The 18,873-nt window shown below is 58.3% G+C and carries 17 protein-coding genes and 3 pseudogenes; 12 read left to right on the top strand and 8 right to left on the bottom strand.

Annotated elements, in window-relative coordinates:
- Positions 1-108: 108 nt before the first annotated feature.
- The 4 genes from ATY79_RS11040 to ATY79_RS11025 all read right to left on the bottom strand — a co-directional run bounded on the left by ATY79_RS11040 (position 109) and on the right by ATY79_RS11025 (position 2,516).
- Positions 109-555 carry a helix-turn-helix transcriptional regulator gene (locus ATY79_RS11040; protein WP_088703876.1) on the bottom strand — a complete coding sequence of 149 codons (447 nt, stop codon included), beginning with the start codon at positions 553-555 and terminating at the stop codon, positions 109-111.
- 302 nt (positions 556-857) lie between these two features.
- The gene (locus tag ATY79_RS11035) at positions 858-1,067 is read right to left on the bottom strand and encodes a hypothetical protein (protein WP_245312358.1); all 210 of its coding nucleotides are present in this window, start codon (positions 1,065-1,067) and stop codon (positions 858-860) included.
- Positions 1,068-1,082: 15 nt separating this feature from the next.
- On the bottom strand, positions 1,083-1,712 hold the full coding sequence (locus ATY79_RS11030; protein WP_088703875.1) for an acyl-homoserine-lactone synthase: 630 nt from the start codon (positions 1,710-1,712) through the stop codon (positions 1,083-1,085).
- Between the two features lie 75 nt (positions 1,713-1,787).
- On the bottom strand, positions 1,788-2,516 hold the full coding sequence (locus tag ATY79_RS11025; protein WP_245312357.1) for a LuxR family transcriptional regulator: 729 nt from the start codon (positions 2,514-2,516) through the stop codon (positions 1,788-1,790).
- A 524-nt stretch (positions 2,517-3,040) separates the two neighbouring features.
- Between ATY79_RS11025 and ATY79_RS11020 the strand changes: the two genes are divergently transcribed.
- From ATY79_RS11020 to ATY79_RS31460, 6 genes and pseudogenes are all read left to right on the top strand, one after another.
- A complete protein-coding gene (locus ATY79_RS11020; protein ID WP_088703874.1) occupies positions 3,041-4,681 on the top strand; it encodes a phosphoethanolamine--lipid A transferase in 1,641 nt (546 codons plus the stop codon).
- 47 nt (positions 4,682-4,728) lie between these two features.
- Positions 4,729-5,082 (top strand): response regulator, encoded by a 354-nt coding sequence (locus ATY79_RS11015; protein ID WP_088703873.1) that lies wholly within the window; start codon positions 4,729-4,731, stop codon positions 5,080-5,082.
- A 190-nt stretch (positions 5,083-5,272) separates the two neighbouring features.
- Positions 5,273-6,100 (top strand): carboxy-S-adenosyl-L-methionine synthase CmoA, encoded by an 828-nt coding sequence (gene cmoA / locus ATY79_RS11010; RefSeq protein WP_245312356.1) that lies wholly within the window; start codon positions 5,273-5,275, stop codon positions 6,098-6,100.
- An 11-nt stretch (positions 6,101-6,111) separates the two neighbouring features.
- The gene (locus ATY79_RS11005) at positions 6,112-6,861 is read left to right on the top strand and encodes an isoprenylcysteine carboxylmethyltransferase family protein (protein ID WP_088703871.1); all 750 of its coding nucleotides are present in this window, start codon (positions 6,112-6,114) and stop codon (positions 6,859-6,861) included.
- A gap of 57 nt (positions 6,862-6,918) precedes the next feature.
- Positions 6,919-7,251 (top strand): annotated as a pseudogene (locus ATY79_RS11000) (MFS transporter); the annotation flags it as partial.
- A pseudogene (locus ATY79_RS31460) lies at positions 7,175-7,354 on the top strand (phosphatase PAP2 family protein); the annotation flags it as partial. The pseudogenes ATY79_RS11000 and ATY79_RS31460, both read left to right, overlap by 77 nt.
- On the opposite strand, the pseudogene ATY79_RS31455 reads toward ATY79_RS31460, so the two are convergent.
- Positions 7,306-7,530, bottom strand: a pseudogene (locus ATY79_RS31455) (hypothetical protein); the annotation flags it as partial. The pseudogenes ATY79_RS31460 and ATY79_RS31455 overlap by 49 nt on opposite strands.
- A 597-nt stretch (positions 7,531-8,127) precedes the next feature.
- On the opposite strand from ATY79_RS31455, the gene ATY79_RS10985 reads away from it, so the two are divergent.
- A complete protein-coding gene (locus ATY79_RS10985; protein WP_245312355.1) occupies positions 8,128-9,159 on the top strand; it encodes a C45 family peptidase in 1,032 nt (343 codons plus the stop codon).
- Positions 9,160-9,166: 7 nt separating this feature from the next.
- Here the strand turns inward: ATY79_RS10985 and ATY79_RS10980 are convergent, their stop codons facing one another.
- A complete protein-coding gene (locus ATY79_RS10980; protein ID WP_088703870.1) occupies positions 9,167-10,330 on the bottom strand; it encodes a hypothetical protein in 1,164 nt (387 codons plus the stop codon).
- 133 nt (positions 10,331-10,463) lie between these two features.
- Here ATY79_RS10980 and alr point away from each other — a divergent pair, with 133 nt between their 5' ends.
- From alr to ATY79_RS10965, 3 genes are read left to right on the top strand one after another with little or no spacing between them, the layout of a single operon-like run.
- Entirely contained in the window at positions 10,464-11,549 is a 1,086-nt protein-coding gene (alr, locus tag ATY79_RS10975; RefSeq protein WP_088703869.1) for an alanine racemase, read from the top strand.
- A complete protein-coding gene (locus ATY79_RS10970; RefSeq protein ID WP_088703868.1) occupies positions 11,546-12,379 on the top strand; it encodes a DMT family transporter in 834 nt (277 codons plus the stop codon). The genes alr and ATY79_RS10970 overlap by 4 nt, the downstream gene beginning before the upstream one ends.
- 27 nt (positions 12,380-12,406) lie before the next feature.
- The gene (locus ATY79_RS10965) at positions 12,407-13,258 is read left to right on the top strand and encodes a TIGR01459 family HAD-type hydrolase (protein ID WP_088703867.1); all 852 of its coding nucleotides are present in this window, start codon (positions 12,407-12,409) and stop codon (positions 13,256-13,258) included.
- 203 nt (positions 13,259-13,461) lie between these two features.
- Here the strand turns inward: ATY79_RS10965 and ATY79_RS10960 are convergent, their stop codons facing one another.
- Entirely contained in the window at positions 13,462-13,914 is a 453-nt protein-coding gene (locus ATY79_RS10960) for a DUF411 domain-containing protein (protein WP_088703866.1), read from the bottom strand.
- A gap of 144 nt (positions 13,915-14,058) precedes the next feature.
- Here ATY79_RS10960 and ATY79_RS10955 point away from each other — a divergent pair, with 144 nt between their 5' ends.
- On the top strand, positions 14,059-14,262 hold the full coding sequence (locus ATY79_RS10955; RefSeq protein ID WP_088703865.1) for a heavy metal-associated domain-containing protein: 204 nt from the start codon (positions 14,059-14,061) through the stop codon (positions 14,260-14,262).
- 79 nt (positions 14,263-14,341) lie between these two features.
- On the opposite strand, the gene ATY79_RS10950 is transcribed toward ATY79_RS10955, so the two are convergent.
- A complete protein-coding gene (locus ATY79_RS10950) occupies positions 14,342-15,808 on the bottom strand; it encodes a multicopper oxidase domain-containing protein (RefSeq protein WP_088703864.1) in 1,467 nt (488 codons plus the stop codon).
- Between the two features lie 567 nt (positions 15,809-16,375).
- Here ATY79_RS10950 and ATY79_RS10945 point away from each other — a divergent pair.
- A complete protein-coding gene (locus ATY79_RS10945; protein ID WP_088703863.1) occupies positions 16,376-18,853 on the top strand; it encodes a heavy metal translocating P-type ATPase in 2,478 nt (825 codons plus the stop codon).
- Positions 18,854-18,873: the final 20 nt, after the last annotated feature.

Here is an 18,873-nt window from a genome sequence, read left to right as displayed (position 1 = left end):
GGTCACCGCTGCAATGACATATGGCCGCGCCGGCGGTCACTTGGTCCGCCGGTGAGAGATGTGCGAAGCCGCCGCCGCGGTACCGCTTATATTCGGCAGAACGGCGCCTCAAAGCTCACTTGAAAACGTCGCCAGCAGCGAAATGAACTTCGGCCGCATCTTCTTCGGAATTGCGAGAAACGCATCCACCAGTCGCTGCCCCTCATCGGTGGCGACGAACTCTTCCCGGACGGCCGCCTTACGGTTCAATTCGCAGTTTGCAAGCGTCGAGCGCTGCCCCAGACTTTCAAAGAAGTAGGTGATCGGCGTCTCGAGAACATGGGCGATCTCGTAAAGGGTCGACGAGCTTACGCGGTTTGCGCCTCGTTCATATTTCTGGATCTGTTGAAACGACACGCCGACCGCTGCGCCAAGCGCTGTTTGAGACAGCCTGAGTTGCTGCCGGCGCTTCTTGATGCGCTTGCCGACCTCAATATCGGCAATATGCTGGGCGGTTGTTTCATTTGTGGCATCGGTTAGGGTCGATGCGGCATCAGCCAATGGTTTCTGCAACATAAAAGCGCTCCCGCTGGCCAGACAAGGCTGGCAACCAGAAGCCGGGGAGGTGAAAAACCGTCAAGCTGGCGGCCCCATGGTCTTTAGCGCGAACGCCTCTTGCATACGCCATAGGCTCCCCGACGAATTGGTCGCGAAGAATACGCTCGAATAAAGAGCAATAAGCTTGAATGGGGTTTCCACGCCCCAAGGCGAATGCATCGCCTGAGTTGTAGTCTATCAACAGGATTCACGTTTGCAAAGAACTTTAGGAGGGTGTCCTAACATTAGCGGATGCATTTGTCGGGCAACGTATCGAGAAATCATGGATCGTCTGGACGCATCGTCCGTTTCGTCTCGGCGACAATCATGCGCAGCAGATAACGCACGAAATTCAGGTCGTCATTCGGGGGGTAGCGATGACAGATCTCCTCGATGATCCTGAGCAGGTTTGACGTCTCCTCATGCACGGTCGCGATCGCGAAGCGGCGGGCATCGCCATCATCCAGCAGGGATTTCCCGCGGCGGACCACCGCCCGGCACCGACGCTACGCAGCGGTCGGAGGACGCTGAGCAGTGGCACCGCCGTTACGCCCCCAAACCAACAATGATTGCTTGATATCGTGCCTTTGCCGATGCAGTGGAAGGAGGTTCGGCGGTAAGCTTGAGGAGACAACCTCAACCCGGTCACCATTTTTGAGCGGAACGGTGCCCAGGCATTTTACCGGATACCCGCGCCGCTGCATCATTTTGACGAGGGGCGTGTAGGTCACGAAGACGATCGTCCTGGCGTTCAGTTGTACGAGGCATTCGAGGACACCAGTCATCAGCAGATCAGAAGCGGCGTGAGCGCCGATCGGTGGCGCGTCGAGAACCGTTGCGCAGCGGCTCCACTCGAATATAGAGGGCCCTGTGGGCATCCTGGCCGAGAGATGGCCGCCCAAGCTGCCAGCGAAATGCGGACGTGTCGTTGGAATGAGCCTCGAATACCCAACTATTCTCCCGCGGAAAATCAGAACCGCATGTATGGCATCCGCGGTATCGTATTGATCCCGTTCGCGGCCGTCTTTTCGGCGAAGTTCTTCCCAGCCGAGTTGCTCAACGAACCTCTGGTGCCGGAAAAGCCAGACCTCATGCATAAGTTCAGGGTCATCTGCCTCATGAATAACTTTCAACATTCCAAGATCCCCGCGTGCATTCGGATAGGATGCAACCTCGGATAATTAAAAACTATTCGTAAAATGTCGTATTTTTTAGCGCTGGAAGCCCCTGCGAAACGCTTCCGCCACAAGTTCGGCTCGGTTGGCGACACCAAGCTTGCGCTGAAGGTTGCCAATGTGCGTCTGGATCGTGCGAGGCGAGCGGCCCGTCATGGCTCCAATTTCCTTATCGGTCTTGCCGGCAACGCACCATGTCAGGCATTCGCTCTCGGTCTTTGTGACCGTAAGGTCTTCGCGCGGTGGTTCAGGCGAGGGGGCAAGGTCGAGCAGGCGACGGTGAGCGCGCGTTGCAACGATCTCCAATAGCGTAACCTCTGGCGGCGTGAGCCTCGCGCGTCTGCCTGCAACCGAGAAGACGCCGTCGATGCCGTTTTGCGAATGAAGCGGGATGGTAAGCCCGTCGACAAGGCCAAAATCACTCGCCTCGTCCATGATCCGCTTTGACTTTGACGGCAGGGCTTGCAGCTTTAGCGACTGTGACCAGATCACCGAGCGCCCGGAGCGCCGGATAAAACGGACGACCGGATCGGCGTGGAAATAGTTGAGTTTCAGATAGCGTTCAAACCACTGGCCGGGCCAATTCTCCCAGATGAAATAGGTGTCCAGCCGCTCATGGGGGAGGGGAAGGAATGTCGCCGCAAAGTGCTGCATGCCAAGCCGGCCCGTCGCCCGCTCAAGGGCAGCCATCAACTGGCCTCTGTCGACGTTTCCCTCAGATGCATCCAAGAAATCCGCCAAGATATCCATCAGGGAAGTGCTCATCGAAAGCCCCGCAGATTGATCTCAACTCAGAAAGGCCTGGCCGACGGATGGTTGAGAGCAGGTTGCAGTACGGATAATGCTACTGCCGCTTGTACACCTCAATGGAGGGAACGTAAATCTGGGAGCGCTGCTAACCGATGACGCCACCTAGTTCGCTATGGCCGCCAGAGATTGCCGGAGGAACCGCAAGCCGGACCGTCGACAAAAGCCATGATTTGATCACGATGGCTGACGGAAAGAAATCCACGCTGCCAGAACATCAGACGGCGAGGCAGCGTTTTTGGGATCCTGGTGCATTTCGAACCGAATCGGCTCCATGCCTGCTCGCTAAGGGAACTCGGACACACATCTCAATCAAGATCATGCCCAGCAATTTGCCAGGCAGCCGGTCGCGTTTGTGGCCGTCGTGCGTCGCAATGGGAAGCGGCTAATCACCGAACCTGAACATTCCCTTCATCACTTCGGGTTTCAGGCTATTGTCAGCAACCCTCTTCAAAAGATGGGTTTGCGTCGAGAGGTAAAAAGTGACGGTATCGTCCACAAAACTGAGCGATCTGCGGCCAAAGCTCGGCAGCATCCTGCTCTGCGTTCTAACAGCCTGCTATGTCCTTGTCTTCTGCAACAACGCTTTTTGGCAGAAGGCTACTGCGTATCTCGGGAATGGAAGCGGCCCCTTGTTGGCATTGTACGTCGCAATGCTGGCTCTGTTTGTTGCGGCTGTTACCCCGTTCTCGATAAAGTTTCTCATCAAGCCGTTTTTGATTTTTCTTGTCCTTGTAGCGGCGGTGGCGTCGCATTTTACGGACACGTTCGGCGTCGTCATCGACAGCGACATGATCCGCAACGCGATGGAGACAACGCCGGCAGAAGCGCAGCATCTGATAACGCCTGATCTTGCCATTCATGTTGCAATATTCGGTGTTCTGCCTTCGTTGGCTATAGCCTGGGTCAGGGTCGATCACCGTCCCTTCATCAGCAAGGTTGTCTGCAATCTGATAGCCATCGCTGCCTCGCTCGCGATCTTCGGCATCTGCGGCTTAACGTATTCGCGAGAGTATACGGCAGCTGTTAGAGAGCGGCGGGACATCACCAAGAGCGTCAATCCGGTCACGCCGATCGTCAGCACCGTACGATATTTTCTCAGTGCCGGGAAAGAAGCGTCCATCGTTGTTCAGCCCGTCGGTTCCGACGCCGTTGTGAAGCCGCCTGTGACACGAATCAATAAACCCCGAGTGACAATTATCGTCGCGGGCGAAACAGCACGCGCTCAAAATTTCTCGCTGGGAGGCTATCAGCGGGAGACCACCCCGCGGCTAAAAGCGGAGAACGTCATCTATTTCCCGAATACGACGAGCTGCGGAACGGCTACCGCCACGTCAATTCCCTGCATGTTCTCACGCTTCACTCGCTCCGAATACAGTCATGAAAAGGCCGTGGCCAATGAGACGCTCGTTGACGTCCTTGCACATGCCGGAATTGACGTTGCCTGGTTCGACAACAACACCGGCAGTAAGGGCGTCGCTAATCGGATTAAATACATTGACCTGGCGAACTCAACAGACCCACGGTTCTGTCAGGGGGGAGAGTGTCTCGACGGGATCTTCCTCGATAAGCTGGATGACTGGCTGAACAAAGTCAAAGGCGACAGTGTCCTGGTACTCCATCAACTGGGGAGCCACGGACCTGCTTACTATCTCCGATATCCGCAAGCGCAACGCAAGTTTGAGCCGGACTGCAGAACCGCCGAACTTGGCAAGTGCTCCCCGGAGGAGATTGTCAATGCATACGACAATTCGATCCTCTACACCGACGACTTCCTCGCGACGATCATCGATCGGCTTAAGTCTCGATCCCGACAGATGGCGGCCGGGCTGATCTATATGTCTGATCACGGGGAATCCCTTGGCGAAAACGGCCTTTATTTACACGGAACGCCCTATCTTTTTGCTCCAGTGCAACAGACACATGTGCCATTCCTCACGTGGTTTGACGACGACTTTGCCAAATCCATCGCCCTCGATGCTTCATGCCTTCAACAGCAAACCACGACCGAAAAGTCACACGACAACCTTTTCCACAGCGTGCTCGGAATGATGAACGTAGCAACATCCGTTTACGAGCGCGACCTCGACGTGTTTGCGAAGTGCAGGAGTGGAAACTCTTGACGAATGCGATCGCGGCCCGACAACGCGGAAAATAGGAGCGCGAGCCGGTGAATGTGCTTGTCGTGGAAGACAACATCGACATCGGGGAAGCAGTTTCCACGCATGTCGTCGCTGATGGGCATCGAGTCGACTGGTCCGTGAATTTGAAGGATGCCACCCGCAAGCTGGTGTCAAAAAAATACGACCTCGTGCTCCTGGATTTGCGGCTTCCTGACGGCAATGGTCTTTCGCTCCTCCAAAACATCCGGGATGGCGACAATCAGGTGCCGGTTATCATCATGACGGCTCAAGACCAGATAAGCGATCGCTGGAACGGAATGAGGGGAGGCGCGAACGACTTTCTCGTCAAGCCGTTTGGCTTGGACGAACTCTCGGCGCGCATACGGCGAATCCAACAGTGAACGATCGATGGAGCCATTTTTGGGGAAATCACAGTTCCCATGCGCTTAGTGCATATTTGTTCGGCGTGGCGGTTGCGCTTGCAGCCATCATCGGGTTCGGGGCGCATACCTCGACGTCAAGCGGCTCCTCCGTCATCCGATTTGACTGGTAGCGTTCAGGTCGCCGTCAGACTTCTATGAGCAATTCGCAGTGCGCCGGGCCCGCTCTTGGGGAAGTGAGCATGCCCATCTACATCGTTATACCTCGGGAGCGGAAATGGCCGATCAGTCTAACCGTCTAATTCTGCACACTAATTCGCGTGACGAAGTGTTTGCCGACGAGCGCGATCCGGTTGCGGACTTTTCGTTCAACTCTACAGTGGCCAGTGTCTTCGATGACATGGTCAGCCGCTCTGTCCCCTTTTACGGGGAGATGCAGCGAATGGTTTGCGAGCTTGCACAGGATTTTGCGCAGCCCCAGTCAAACCTCTATGACATCGGTTGCTCGACAGCTACGACCCTGCTCGCGCTGGATCACATCGTGGACAGCCATGTGGATTTTGTCGGAATCGACAATGCGCCGGAAATGCTGAAGAAGGCCGCGGAGAAGATCGAAGCTTCGGGAACAAACCGATCGATCGACCTGATCACAGCCGACATTCATCGCGGATTCTCCGTGAAAAACGCAAGCGTCGTCACGATGCTCCTGACCCTGCAATTTGTCCGGCCGCTCTTTCGCGAGCGCGTTATGAAGACAATCTACCAGGGGCTCAACGAGCACGGGTGTCTTCTGCTCATTGAAAAGCTGACCAGCGAAGACACGACCTTCAACCGGCTGTTTATTGATCACTACTACGACTTCAAACGCCGGAACGGATATTCCTCCATTGAGATTTCGAAAAAGCGCGAAGCACTGGAGAATGTCCTGATTCCCTATCGGCTCGAGGAGAATATCCAGTTGCTGCGAGAGGTCGGGTTCAAGAGTACGGAAGTATTCTTCCGATGGTATAACTTCTGCGGCATCGTCGCGATAAAGTGAGACGAATTGTCATGAAGAATCTTATGCTTACGATCGGGACTTTCTTCTTCAAGTACCGAAACCAGGCGTTTCCACTGATCATCTTAGTGCTGTTCATCTCTGCGCCTCCGGCGACCGCGATTTGGGGTAGCATTGGGCTCGAGCAGGGGAAGGATCTTGTTGCCTTACTCGTCGTGCTCAGCGGACTGGTCTTGCGGGCGACCGTGATCGGCTATGCGTACATAAAGCGAGGCGGCCTCAACAAGCGGGTCTATGCTAAAGACCTCGTCACCGAAGGCATGTTCGGTGTCTGCCGGAATCCCCTGTATGTAGGGAACATGCTCATTTATTCAGGGCTTTTCCTGTTCCACGGCAACCCCGCAGTCGTCGTTATAGGTTGCCTACTCTTCGGCTTCATCTATCAATGTATTATCTACGCGGAAGAGGAATTCCTCGCTGAAAAATTCGGAGGAGCCTATCGTGCCTATTGCCGAGACGTCCCCCGATGGGGCCTTAAGCTAAGCGCGTTTTCGGCGTCGACCGAGGGAATGACGTTCAATGTGAAGCGGGTAATCGCCAAGGACTATTCCACGGCATCGTCGACACTGATTGCTCTTCTGGTGACGGAGTTCTATCGTGTGTCGGCGGACTCCATTTCTGAACAGGAATGGTCCTATGCACTTCTACTGGTCGCACTGTTTGCATCTGTGCTCGCGCTTACGGCTTTGGTGAGCGCGCTGAAGAAGCGCGGCATCTTCAACGAGTTGACGACGGCCCATTGAAGGCACGTCTTCGTCACCGGCGCGAGATGACCGCGCCGTAGACGGACCAATTCTCCGGTCTCGGGATCACTGGCGCTGCTTGTCTGCGCCGATCTCGCGGCGTTTGCGCGAAGTATTGTTGGCGCCAGATTAGGTGTCGTGCTCTGGGGACTGCACATGGGGTTTACCCAGGGGTTGATGGCAAAGCTGATTGCGGATGCCGCGCCCGCAGAACTGCGCGGCGCGGCCTTCGGAATGTTCAATCTGATCACCGGATTGGCCTTTCTGCTTGCCAGTGTCATTGCGGGTGCGCTTTGGGATCTGGCAGGGCAGCATCGGTTTATGGTTCCTTGCCGCTGCCCTGCTGGTTACCGTCTCCCGGGTGTATATCGGTACGCATTATGTGAGTGATGTGCTTGGAGGAGCATTGACCGGCATTATTGCCGCGATCGCGGTCCGCACCCTTTATTGGGAGGGAACGCGACTGGACCGGCCGATTACAAGGATTTTGTGAGGAGGCGGCCCGGAATGGTAGCGACTGAGAAGCTGATGTTCCCAAAGATACGCGATGTCGCTGTCGCCGAAGTGCTGGATGAAAATCTCGGTCAGTTCCTCGACATGCTCGGTGCGCGCCCAGTCGCGCTGCCATTCGCCAGCGAGCGGCATCACGCTCATCACGTTCGTGCCGGCGATTGCCAGTGATGACGCGCTATCCCGTCCCTGAACGCGGCATCTATGTGGTCCGGCCCCGGGCTAGCATCCGGCGCGTAAAGTACGTGTGCTTACCGAGATGCGGATCGACTGCTTCAAGGACCCATCACATGTTGCGCGGTCGGCGTTCCCCGTCCCGCGACGCAGCTTCCATAATGGCGGGACTACCCTGACTCTGTTGCCAACGGCAAACCGAGCTACCGTCTACCAGGACAGATTCATCGTGGATTCCACTACCTGACCAAGGTTGGATTGCGCTCCAACGCGGCGGAGGTTGAGGCGGTCAGGCAGCGTCACCCATCCGAGGTTCGGGAATTGGTGATCTCAGCGCATCATTGCATAAGCGCGACCTCGGCAAGTTCTTCCTGCTTGCGTGGCGGCAGGTGATCCAGACCGTGTATTTTTGTCATTCCATCCCTTCCAGGGGCGGCCACTGCGACCCGAAAACGGCTAGCTTATACCAAGGCCCACGCCGCGCTGCATTGAAGTTTCGCACAATCCACACGAGCAAACACTAGATTGCCTCCGATATCCACAATATGGACCATGTAGGCATAAACCATTCCGAACGGTCCCATGAACCAAGCCAAACTGCCGATCATTACACTGCGCGGATCGCCGAAAGAACGAGGGCGCCAACATGGCACGCAACTGCGCGGCATGATCCTCGAGGCTTACGCGGACTTGCGGCGGTCGACTGGCGGGGGAGGCTGGACGCTGGCGGAGGGTCGCGCAGCGGTCTGCATTGATCGGCTTTCCAGCATCGCCCCGAACCTCGTCGCCGAACTCTGCGGTATTGCCGAAGCAACCGAGCTCACCCTTCTGGATGTCTGTCTGCTCTCTGCCTTCGAGTACTTTGCCCTGGGTCGGACGGGCTGTACGTCGGTCGGACTGGTTCGGGGCGACGGTGCCGTCGTTGCCCAGAACTGGGATGCCCCGCCTGGCACCGAACGCCATCTGGCGGTCTTCGTCCACGAGGGTGCAGGATCGCATCTTCTTACCATAGCCTCGGCAGGTACCCTTGGCTGGGTGGGCATGAATGGGCATGGCCTTGCCCTGGTGAACAACGACCTGATACTCGACACAAAGAAAGACGGTCTGCCGAGCCTCATGATCCGGCGCATGATGCTGGAACAAAGCTGCGTCGACGCAGCGATTGGTGTTCTTCGCGCACATCCACATATGTCCGGCCGTTGCTTTCTCATTGGCGATGCATATGGCAATCTGCATGTTGTCGAACTGGGGCCCTCGGCCGGAGTGACCGATCGCGCCGTGCGCACTATTGTTCATACGAACCATCCGCTTTTCCCAAAACCTGCCATGTGGGAGGACGTGGAGGAGGTCGCGCGTCATTATCCGTCGAGCCGCTCTCGCCTTCGCGCCGCGCGCCGTTTTTCCTTGAGCGATATCGTAGACGTTACGGCATTGCTGAGGGATCGCTCCGGGGCGCCTGACGCCATCTGCAAATCGCCGTCGGCGCGCGAACAGACCGGGACGGCTTTCTCGGTCATTTTTGATTGTCAGCAGCGGGAGGCGATGGTCGCGCTTGGCCGCCCGGACCAGACGGACTATCGGCGTATCCGAATGCGGCAGCCGGCGGATGTCTAGCGGATATTCAGCTTGCCCTTGCATCCGGCGTTCCATTGTCGCGGGCAAACCGTGCAAAGTGTGCCGCCAACTCTTCGGCGCGCGCCTCGCATTCCTGCGGCCGGTAGGCCTGAAGGTCATAGCCAAGCACTTCGTTCAAGACACTGGCAGCGACCTCGGTAAAGCGCACCGTCCCATCCTCGTCAACGCTTTCGATCCCGTCGTAGCGTTGGCATTCTCTGTTGATAGCGATCGCTTCGTCGAGAGTGAGATTGGCGGGAAGATCGACGAGCAGGCCGTCCGGTGAAACTCTCACCGGATATCCGCCGACCAGGCCGAAGGGGCCCGGAGCGTGGACGACGTCTCCCGATCGACGCGCCAGCGCCAAAAGCATGGCGGTCGCCGACGAGGCCGTGACCGACTGGCCTGCAAGGCCTTTGATCCGGCGAAAGCGTCCGGCAACCAGGGAAAAAAGCGCTGCGTGATCGATCTCGTCGCGGGGCACCTCCAAACCGTTCGCGTAAACGCTCAAGTGATAGGGTGCGCCATCCGTTCCTCCGGTGCTTGGCATCCGGTAACTGAGATAATGGTGCGCGAAGAACCTGATGTCGATTGCGGACGGCGGCAAAGCCAGCATGTGGGCCGCGGCAAGCCGGATGCCAGGAACCGCATTGGCAATATTGCCGATGCCTACGGCAGGCGCCAATCCTTCGGCGGCAAGTGAGGCGTTGACCACGTCGGGATAGGAGGCATTGACGACAACCGCATCCGAATTGGCCAGCCGCACGGCTTTCATCAGTCTGCGGATCAAAACCTGATGCATCGGCGTCCATATTCCGCCACGCGCCTCGTCGAGGCGCTTGAAAGCCTCTGGTGGAAGCTTGGTGATGACCCACCAGCTGTGCAGGGTCGTGGCGTTAAAGACAATGTCAGGCTTTACCTGCAACAGGCGCTCGGCCGTTGCTTCGACGTTCTTGAGATCGATCGGAACGATGTCGACGGCGTTCGAGAAACCAAGGTTCATGGCTGTGTAACGCGCCAGATTGACGCGATGAAGCGCCTTGTCGGGGTCGCGGGCGCCAACGGCAACCTCGATGTCTGCGCCGCTCTGCAACAGGAAGTCGAGAACGTCTCCTCCGAGGACGCCTTGTCCGACAATCAGGATCTTCTTTCGATGTTCCTTCCGTGCCATCAGTCATCTCCTTATGCTCGCATAGCGGATATTCGATTGTGTTCGCATCTAATGATTGCATCATGGATCAGTTCGCGATAGATTGCAACCAAAAGATACTTCGCATCCTGTACGCTATCATAGGTGGTTACGTATGCAGTCGTATAAGCCCGTATTCTCGGTCGACCTGAGGGCCATCCAGGCCAATTTCACGGTCGTGCGGTCATTGCTGAGCCCGGCTGTAGCTGTCAGCGCGGTCGTCAAGAGTGATGCTTACGGGCTGGGACTTGAGCGCGTCGTCGGGCCTCTGTGGGAGGCTGGCTGCAGGAGCTTCTTTGTTGCGAGCATGGAGGAAGCAATCCGCCTTCGCCGTCGTCTGGCGAGGGCCGATATTGCCATCCTCGAAGGCTTGCGCAACGGCAGCCTCGAGGCCTATCGGGAAAGGCGCCTCACGCCGGTCTGCAGCACGCCGGCGGAGGTGGCTGCGGCCACGTTGGCGGCAATCCCCTATGTTCTTAATCTCGAAACGGGCTTTGGGCGACTTGGTTTAAGGTTTGACGAGCTCCGTTCGCTCCTTCACACAAATCCGCGGGTGCCGGAACTGGTCATGAGCCATCTTGCCTGCGCCGATGACACAGGAAATTCACGCAATCGGCTGCAGAAGGACCGCTTTGTCGGCATGTGCGCTCTGCTGGCGCCGTCGACGCCGCGCAGTCTGGCTGCCTCGGCAGGTGTTTTTCTCGGTGCCGACTATCATTTCGACAGGGTGCGCACCGGTTCGGCACTCTATGGGCTCAACAATACCGGCCTCGAGCCGAGCCCGTTCAAACCTGTTGTCCGGCTCAGTGCCCGCCTGATCGACATCCGACACGTCCAGCGAGGCGAGGCCGTCGGATATATGGGAACATTTCTCGCAGATCGGCCGACCGTTCTCGGCATCGTCGCGATCGGCTATAGGCACGGCCTCGCCTGGCAGGTCGCAAACCGCCTGTCTGCTGAGTTTGCCGGGCGGTCCGTGCCGGTCATCGGACGTGTTTCGATGGAGTATTGCGCAATCGACCTGACCGACATACCGGCCAGGCTCGCGCGTATAGGCGCCTTCGTGGATTTCATCAGTGCGACGGCACCGCCCGAAAACCTTGCTCGTGCGGCAGCGACGGTGGCTCAGGAGATCCTGATCCGCACGGGTGGGGCATGCGCCCGCCGATATCGCTTTGCGCCTTCGGGGCAACACCCATGAGCGTAGAACGGCAAGCGCAGTTTCACCTTTTCTTGTCTGCCGTGTTTTTCAGCACAGCGGGCCTATACATGGGCTTGATCGAGGTTGGCGTCTGGGCGGTCGTTTTCTGGCGCAGCTTCTTTGCTCTTGTCTTTACCTCTGCGCTTATATTGGTCACGCGCGATCGCGGTTTTACAAGGCTCGATCCAGCCGGTCTTGCTGGCGCCATGCTGTCGGCCGCCGCGATGCTCGCTTTCATTCCGGCACTGCGCCTCACCTCGGTTGCCAATGTTGCGGTTATTCACGGCTCCTTGCCCTTGTTGACGTCGCTGCTCGCCCGGTTGACGATCAAGGAACCCTTTTCCTTGTCTACTGCCGGTCTTTGCGCGGCGGCTGGGATCGGCACTGCGGTGATCTTTTCTGGTTCGGCATCATCCGGGCTCAGGCTTGCTGGAGATGGCCTTGCGCTTCTGATGACGATCCTCATGGCGTTGATGACGATCGCGTTCCGGCGATCGCAAGCATCAAGCCTCATTCTGGTGGCGCTTTCGAACGGGTTTGCCGGGATCGCCGGCGCGATGCTTGCCCCTTCACTTGCGGTTTCGGCCGGGCAGGGTTTAATCCTTGCCTGCTTTGCCCTTGTTCAAATGTCGTTGGGCCTGCTGTTCTTCGCCGTCGGATCGCGCAGGTTGCCACCTGCCGACACTGCGCTGATCTTGCTTGCCGAGGTGCCATTGTCGGCTGTGTGGGTGTGGCTCGCCTTTGCCGATGTGCCGGCAATCGAAACCATCACCGGAGCGGGCATCATTCTAACGGCCGTTCTTGTTTACCTGGCAACACCGCCCAAGTAGCACAGCCGCGATAATGAGGATTGTAAGATGCAGACGGGACAGCCCGATGAGCGCACGATAGAGGAATTGGCCGGGTTCTTTCGCGGTGTTGTGCTCGATATCTTCGGCGTCCTTCATGACGGCACAAGGCTTTACCAGCCGGTTCACGCGGCGCTCACCAGAATGCGTGCGGCCGGCATGCGTATCTGCCTGCTGTCCAACGCGCCCCGGCGCGCTGGCGCCGTCGAATCCCGCCTTTCTGACATGGGCCTCGGACCTGATCTCTATCACGGTCTCATCACCTCGGGAGAGATGACGCGTGCGGCGTTTGCAGGTGGCGCGACGTTCCCGGTGCCTGGCGGCCGGCGCTATTGGCACGCCGGGCCGACCGAGCTGGCGGACCTTCTCGATGGGCTGGCGCTTGAGCCTGTCGCGAGGATCGAGGAGGCAGATTTCATCCTGGCGACCGGCAACATGGAAAAGGGTGATGATCTGCTGCGACAGGCACGGCAAAAGGCATTGCCAATGGTCTGCGCCAACCCGGACCTTGAGATGATGATTGCCAGGCAACGGATGCTTTGTGCCGGCTCTCTTGCCGCCCGATACGAAGCAATCGGCGGTCGGGTGATCCGCTTCGGAAAGCCGGAAGCGTCTGCCTATACCAGCGCGCTGCAAGTTCTCGATCTGCCGGCGACCGAAGTGATCGCCATTGGTGACAGTCTTGCCACCGACATTTCCGGCGCCAACCAGGCCGGCATTTCCTCGGCGCTTGTGATGACCGGCGTTCACCACGCCGAAGCGTGTCGGAACAATGCGCCAGATCATAAAGCACTTGCGGCTCTCTATGAGCAGTATCAGGCAGTGCCCGACTTCCTGCTACAGAGGTTCTCATGGGCCTGACAAAAATCGACGGCTTCGGCTTGCGAGGAATGGCCACGTCGGCTCGCCGTAAGTATCAGCGCAGCAATCCGGGCTGGCGCTGGAGAACGACGTCGCCCGAAGGGCGCGTGTCACGCTTGCGGCCGACCGCCAGATGGCCGTTATCGCTGCGCCCGTCGTGAACGCTGCGATATTGACCTTTGGGGGGATGCGTTGATCGGCTCCTAGCCGCCTACGCGCATGAACAGCGACGGTTTCATGTCCGGCTTGTTGAGACTGAAGACATCGTAGGAGGGGTTGGGATCATCGCCCATGCCCAGCGATCCGCCCGGCATCCCGGGAACAGTCAGTCCGGCAATCCGCGGCCGCTCATTCAGCACCTTCCAGACGGCCTCCAGCGGTACGTGCCCCTCGAAAAAGTAGCCGTCTGCGACAGCGGTATGGCATCCCTGCATGGCGTCGGGAATGCGAAGCTTCGCTTTCATAGCCGCGACATCCCCTTCCTCGTGGATGACCACGTTGAAATCAGCCTTAGTCATCGCGCGGGCCCATTCACCGCAACAGCTGCAACTGGCATCCTTGTACACATCCATTCGAACCTGCGATGCGAAGACCGGCCGGGCGACCACAGCAATCGCTCCAGTGGCCGCCAGGCAAATAAAAGCTCTTCGTTTCATCTTCGTCTTTCCTTGTTCTTGTGCTTATTGCCCTGGCTCAAACCTCGGGCGGCACCTGTTGTCTTTAAACCGCTTGCGTCACTCTTGACCTTCCCACCATGGGAAGCCCCACATGTGTCCCGTCACAGAAATTGGAGACCTTGCATGTACGAATTCAACATCCAGAACATGACCTGCGGTCACTGCGCAGGCGCGGTCGAGAAAGCGATCAAATCCGCCGATCCCGCGGCGCAGGCACAGGTCGATCTGACGAGCCGGACGGCAAAGGTGCAGACCGGAATTGACCCTGTCACTGTCGCGGCAGCCATCGAAAAGGCCGGATATCCAAACACCTTCAAGACCTTGTAAGTCTTGAGGAGCAGACGCCAGCGCATTGTCTCGGCAAGAGTAACGGATGCCCCGAAGTGAACCGGGGCATCCGCACCCGTCAGGTCTCGTACCCGACATAGGCCATCATCCCGCTCGCCATATGGTACAGGTGATGACAGTGGAATGGCCAATGCCCTGGATTGAGGGCGTCGAAAGCGACAGTCACCGTCGACATCATTGGCAACAAGACAGTATCGCGCACTGCACCGTTTATCTGTCGTCCATTGACCGCAACGACCTGGAATTTATGACCATGCAGGTGCATCGGGTGAGACATCATCGACATGTTCCTGATCTCGATCTCGACCCGATCCCCGATAGCGACGTTGAGCGGGTCACCGACGATGTTCCAGGTATACTTTGCCATGTCTCCGGTGAGAGTGACCGCGTAGGCTTTGCCGACCCGGCGATCCGTAATCGGCTTGAGTGGCCGCAGACGCTGTTCAAAATCGAGCCCGAGCAGCGGCGCTTGCGCATCACCGCTTGTGGCAATTCTTGAGATGTTTGCGCCAGGTGTGGCAAGGATGAACCCGGTTTGTTGGGGAGCACCCTCCCGACGAGCAAGGACCGGGAAGCTGCCACCCTCCTTTGGAATTTCCACGACAATATCGAGACGTTGGCCCATCGCGGCCGGGAACTGCCGTCCCTGAACCGGCTCGATATCGTGGCCGTCGACAGCAACGAGCGTTGCGTCCATTCCGCCCGTGTCGATGGTGAAGCCGGTCGCAGTCGCGCCGTTGATCAATCGGATTCGAACCCGACCGCCTTTCTCGACCTGGTAGATTTCGGGATCATCGAGCGTGCGGTCATTGGCGAGGTAGGCATCGTATTCGATGTCGTTGATGTCCATTCCTCCCGCCGCCATTGCGTGGCCCATTTGCATGTTTCCCATGTCCATCTTCATAGAACCGCCGGACATATTCATCATGGACCCCATGTCATGCCCCGACATGTCCATGCCTGCGCTGCCCATTCCTTTCAGACCGGCAAGCAGCTCCTCGGGGGATTTGAACGAGAAGTCGTGCAGCAGAACGACGATCTCCTGTTCGTCGCGTCGTTTGTCATCGGCCGTGTGGATGATCAACGGCGCGGCAAGGAGGCTCTGCTCCTGCAGCGTGTGGGCGTGCATCCAGTGCGTTCCACCATATGCAAGGGGGAAGTCATAGCGTCGGCTGTCGCCTGGTTTGATGAGGGCGGCAGGATTGTCGGGTACCCCGTCCTGGTCCCAGGGCGGTGTCAGCCCATGCCAGTGGATCAGTGTTGGCGCGTCGATCTGGCTGGACAGCTCGACATTGAAAGCCGCGTCGGCGTCGACAATCAGCCCTGGCGAGCCATCTGGCCGCGTCAGGCCGAGCACGCTCGCAGGCTTTCCATTCACCTCGATGGTTCTCCTGACGATGTTCAGTTTCCCGGTTGATCCCGCCACAGCATTGGTCCCGGCACTTGCCGAGCTGGTGACAGGATTGACGAGAGCATAAGCGGCCGCCGCAGCCATCGTGCGGGTAAGAAATTCGCGTCTGTACATATTCGTTGTCCGATTTCGTGAACCTGGGCGCAATGCGCCAGCGGAGAGACGTCAGACAGCAATACGGGGTGGGTCGAGTCCAGGCGGCACCGAATTTCCCGTCAAGGGAGATACCTGAACGGGATAGACAACAGGGTGAGAGACCAGCCGGCACTCGGAAGTTCCCGAACCGACGGGCGGTGTGCATATCGAGCAGACCGAGACACAGCAGCTTCCGGCAGCCAGTTGCAACGGGTCGGAGTGGCGATGGATATGGGCCGGCATCGCTTCAGGGTGCTCCTGCAACAGGACGTGCGTGCCAGATGATCCGTCGGCGCATGGGGCAGCATGTGCGGCGGCAAACGGCGCAAATAGCAGGCCGATGGCCAGGATGACCATTCCGGCTAGTTGCACCAATGCTCGATAGAAATTCGCTGCCATGCCATCCAGCTTATTATGGACCTGCCACCAGAGTAAACAGGACGGCATGACGCGGCGTTGATCCACATCAAACAGGTGAAAGACGGCCCTTGACCTTCCCATCATGGGAAGGATTACTTATCTGTGCAGTGAAATGAGGTTTCTCCCATGACTGCACTCTCCCAGTTCGAAAAAAGCACATCGATACCCATTGCGACCGAGTTCGAAATCGAGGGCATGACATGCGCCTCCTGCGTCGCCCGCGTGGAGAGGGCGATCTCGGCTCTTCCAGGCGTCAGCACCGCATCGGTCAATCTCGCCACCGAGCGAGCGACGGTGACGTTCAAGGACGTTGTCGACACCGGATCGGTCTTGCGCGCCATTGAAAGCGCCGGTTACCAAGCGAAGACTGAGACCCGGGATTTCGACGTTGAAGGCATGACATGCGCCTCCTGTGTCGCCCGAGTTGAAAAATCTCTCAAAGCCGTCCCCGGTGTCATAGATGCATCCGTGAACCTGGCAACCGAGCGGGCAACCGTTCGGCTCGCGACCGGCGCTATTGAGACATCGGCACTCGAAACAGCGATAAGAAATGCTGGCTACGATGTCCGTCGGCTGGCAGCATCCGCAGCTGAAGAGCCCAAGGACCATCGCGCAGCCGAAATTCCGAAGCTCAAGGCACTGCTGGTCGTCTCAGCGGCGCTGACACTCCCGCTCTTCCTTCTGGAGATGGGCTCTCATTTCATTCCGGGCGTCGATCAGCTGATCATGGACACCGTCGGTATGCAGAACAACCTGTACCTCCAATTCGTCCTCGCGAGCATCGTCCTGTTTGGTCCCGGCCTGCGCTTCTTCCAGAAGGGAGTGCCTAACCTCCTGCGTTGGACGCCTGACATGAACTCGCTGGTCGTGCTCGGCACGACGGCGGCTTGGCTGTATTCGGTCGTGGCGACCTTCGCACCGGGGGTGCTGCCGTCCGGAACCGTCAACGTCTATTACGAAGCCGCAGCTGTCATCGTCACTTTGATCCTGCTTGGTCGCTTCCTCGAAGCTCGGGCCAAGGGCCAAACCAGCCAGGCCATCAAGCGGCTGATCGGCCTCCAGGCAAAGACCGCCTTCGTCTCGCGCAACGGCGAGTTTGTCGAAACCCAGATCGAAGACGTCGTCGTCGGCGATCTCGTTCGCATCAGGCCGGGTGAGAAGGTGCCGGTCGACGGTGTCGTCGTGACCGGCATTTCCTATGTCGATCAATCGATGATCACGGGCGAGCCCGTTCCGGTCGAAAAGGCGCTCGACAGTGAGGTCGTCGGGGGCACGATCAATACGAATGGCGTTTTCACCTTCAAGGCCACAAAGGTCGGCAGTGACACGCTGCTGGCGCAGATCATCAAGATGGTCGAGGCTGCGCAAGGGTCGAAACTGCCGATCCAGGCTCTCGTCGACAAGGTCACCGGCTGGTTCGTACCGGCAGTCATTCTGGCAGGAGCACTCACCTTTGCCGCCTGGTTTGTGATTGGCCCGTCGCCCGCCCTGAGTTTCGCCCTCGTCAACGCGGTCGCAGTGCTGATTATCGCGTGCCCATGTGCCATGGGCCTGGCCACACCGACATCGATTATGGTCGGGACAGGACGCGCCGCTGAACTCGGTATCCTGTTCAGGAAGGGCGAAGCACTGCAAAGCCTTCGCGAAGCCGACATTGTAGCGCTCGACAAGACCGGCACGCTGACGAAGGGACGGCCCGAACTGACCGACATCGAGGTCCAGGATGGCTACGCAGAGGCGGACGTCTTGCAACTGGTCGCGAGCGTCGAGACCTTGTCAGAACACCCGATTGCCAAGGCGCTGGCCGCAGCCGCCTGGGAACGCGGAATTCCGGTTCTTCCGGTCAGCGACTTTAAGGCCATTCCCGGCTTCGGTATTGAAGGCTCGGTCAACGGCCGCAAGCTTCTCGTGGGCGCTGATCGCGCATTCCAGAAGGCAGGCATCGACGTCAGCAGGTTTGGCGAGAAGGCTGCTAGCCTTGGCGATCAGGGGAAGTCGCCGCTTTACGCGTCGATCGACGGCAATCCAGCGGCGATCATCGCCGTGTCCGACCCGGTAAAGGAAACAACTCCAGCTGCCATCTCCGCGCTGCATGCGCTCGGCTTAAAGGTTGCGATGATCACAGGCGACAACAGACGCACGGCCGAAGCCATTGCCCGTAAGCTCGGCATTGACGAGATCGTGGCCGAGGTGCTGCCCGACGGCAAGGTCGACGCCGTCAAGCGCCTGAGGGCCGGTGGGCGCAGCGTCGCCTTCATTGGAGACGGCATCAATGATGCTCCGGCATTGACCGAGGCGGACGTGGGTCTTGCAGTCGGCACAGGCACGGACATCGCAATCGAGAGCGCCGATGTCGTCTTGATGTCCGGCGACCTGACCGGGCTTCCCAAGGCAATCGCCCTCAGCAAGGCGACAATCGGAAATATCAAGCAGAACCTGTTTTGGGCCTTTGCTTACAACGTCAGCCTGATTCCGGTGGCGGCAGGCGTGCTCTACCCGGTCAACGGCACACTGATGTCGCCGATCTTCGCAGCAGCAGCCATGGCGATGTCCAGCGTCTTCGTACTTGGAAACGCTTTGCGCCTCCGCTCTGTCAACCCATAACCCATGCAAAGCGGGCTGGC

It is taken from the genome of Rhizobium sp. R693 (genome assembly GCF_002211315.1).
GTDB lineage: Bacteria > Pseudomonadota > Alphaproteobacteria > Rhizobiales > Rhizobiaceae > Rhizobium.
Note: the sequence above shows the minus strand (reverse complement) of the source record. Positions and strands in the feature narration are given on the sequence as shown.

Coding starts and splice junctions, on each gene's coding strand:
- alr (WP_088703869.1), top strand. CDS start 10,464: ATGCAGTCGTATAAGCCCGTATTCTCGGTCGACCTGAGGGCCATCCAG.
- ATY79_RS11005 (WP_088703871.1), top strand. CDS start 6,112: ATGAAGAATCTTATGCTTACGATCGGGACTTTCTTCTTCAAGTACCGA.
- ATY79_RS10985 (WP_245312355.1), top strand. CDS start 8,128: ATGAACCAAGCCAAACTGCCGATCATTACACTGCGCGGATCGCCGAAA.
- ATY79_RS11040 (WP_088703876.1), bottom strand. CDS start 555: ATGTTGCAGAAACCATTGGCTGATGCCGCATCGACCCTAACCGATGCC.
- ATY79_RS10950 (WP_088703864.1), bottom strand. CDS start 15,808: ATGTACAGACGCGAATTTCTTACCCGCACGATGGCTGCGGCGGCCGCT.
- ATY79_RS11030 (WP_088703875.1), bottom strand. CDS start 1,712: ATGTTGAAAGTTATTCATGAGGCAGATGACCCTGAACTTATGCATGAG.
- ATY79_RS11025 (WP_245312357.1), bottom strand. CDS start 2,516: ATGAGCACTTCCCTGATGGATATCTTGGCGGATTTCTTGGATGCATCT.
- ATY79_RS10955 (WP_088703865.1), top strand. CDS start 14,059: ATGTACGAATTCAACATCCAGAACATGACCTGCGGTCACTGCGCAGGC.
- ATY79_RS10980 (WP_088703870.1), bottom strand. CDS start 10,330: ATGGCACGGAAGGAACATCGAAAGAAGATCCTGATTGTCGGACAAGGC.
- ATY79_RS10965 (WP_088703867.1), top strand. CDS start 12,407: ATGCAGACGGGACAGCCCGATGAGCGCACGATAGAGGAATTGGCCGGG.
- ATY79_RS10960 (WP_088703866.1), bottom strand. CDS start 13,914: ATGAAACGAAGAGCTTTTATTTGCCTGGCGGCCACTGGAGCGATTGCT.
- ATY79_RS10970 (WP_088703868.1), top strand. CDS start 11,546: ATGAGCGTAGAACGGCAAGCGCAGTTTCACCTTTTCTTGTCTGCCGTG.
- ATY79_RS10945 (WP_088703863.1), top strand. CDS start 16,376: ATGACTGCACTCTCCCAGTTCGAAAAAAGCACATCGATACCCATTGCG.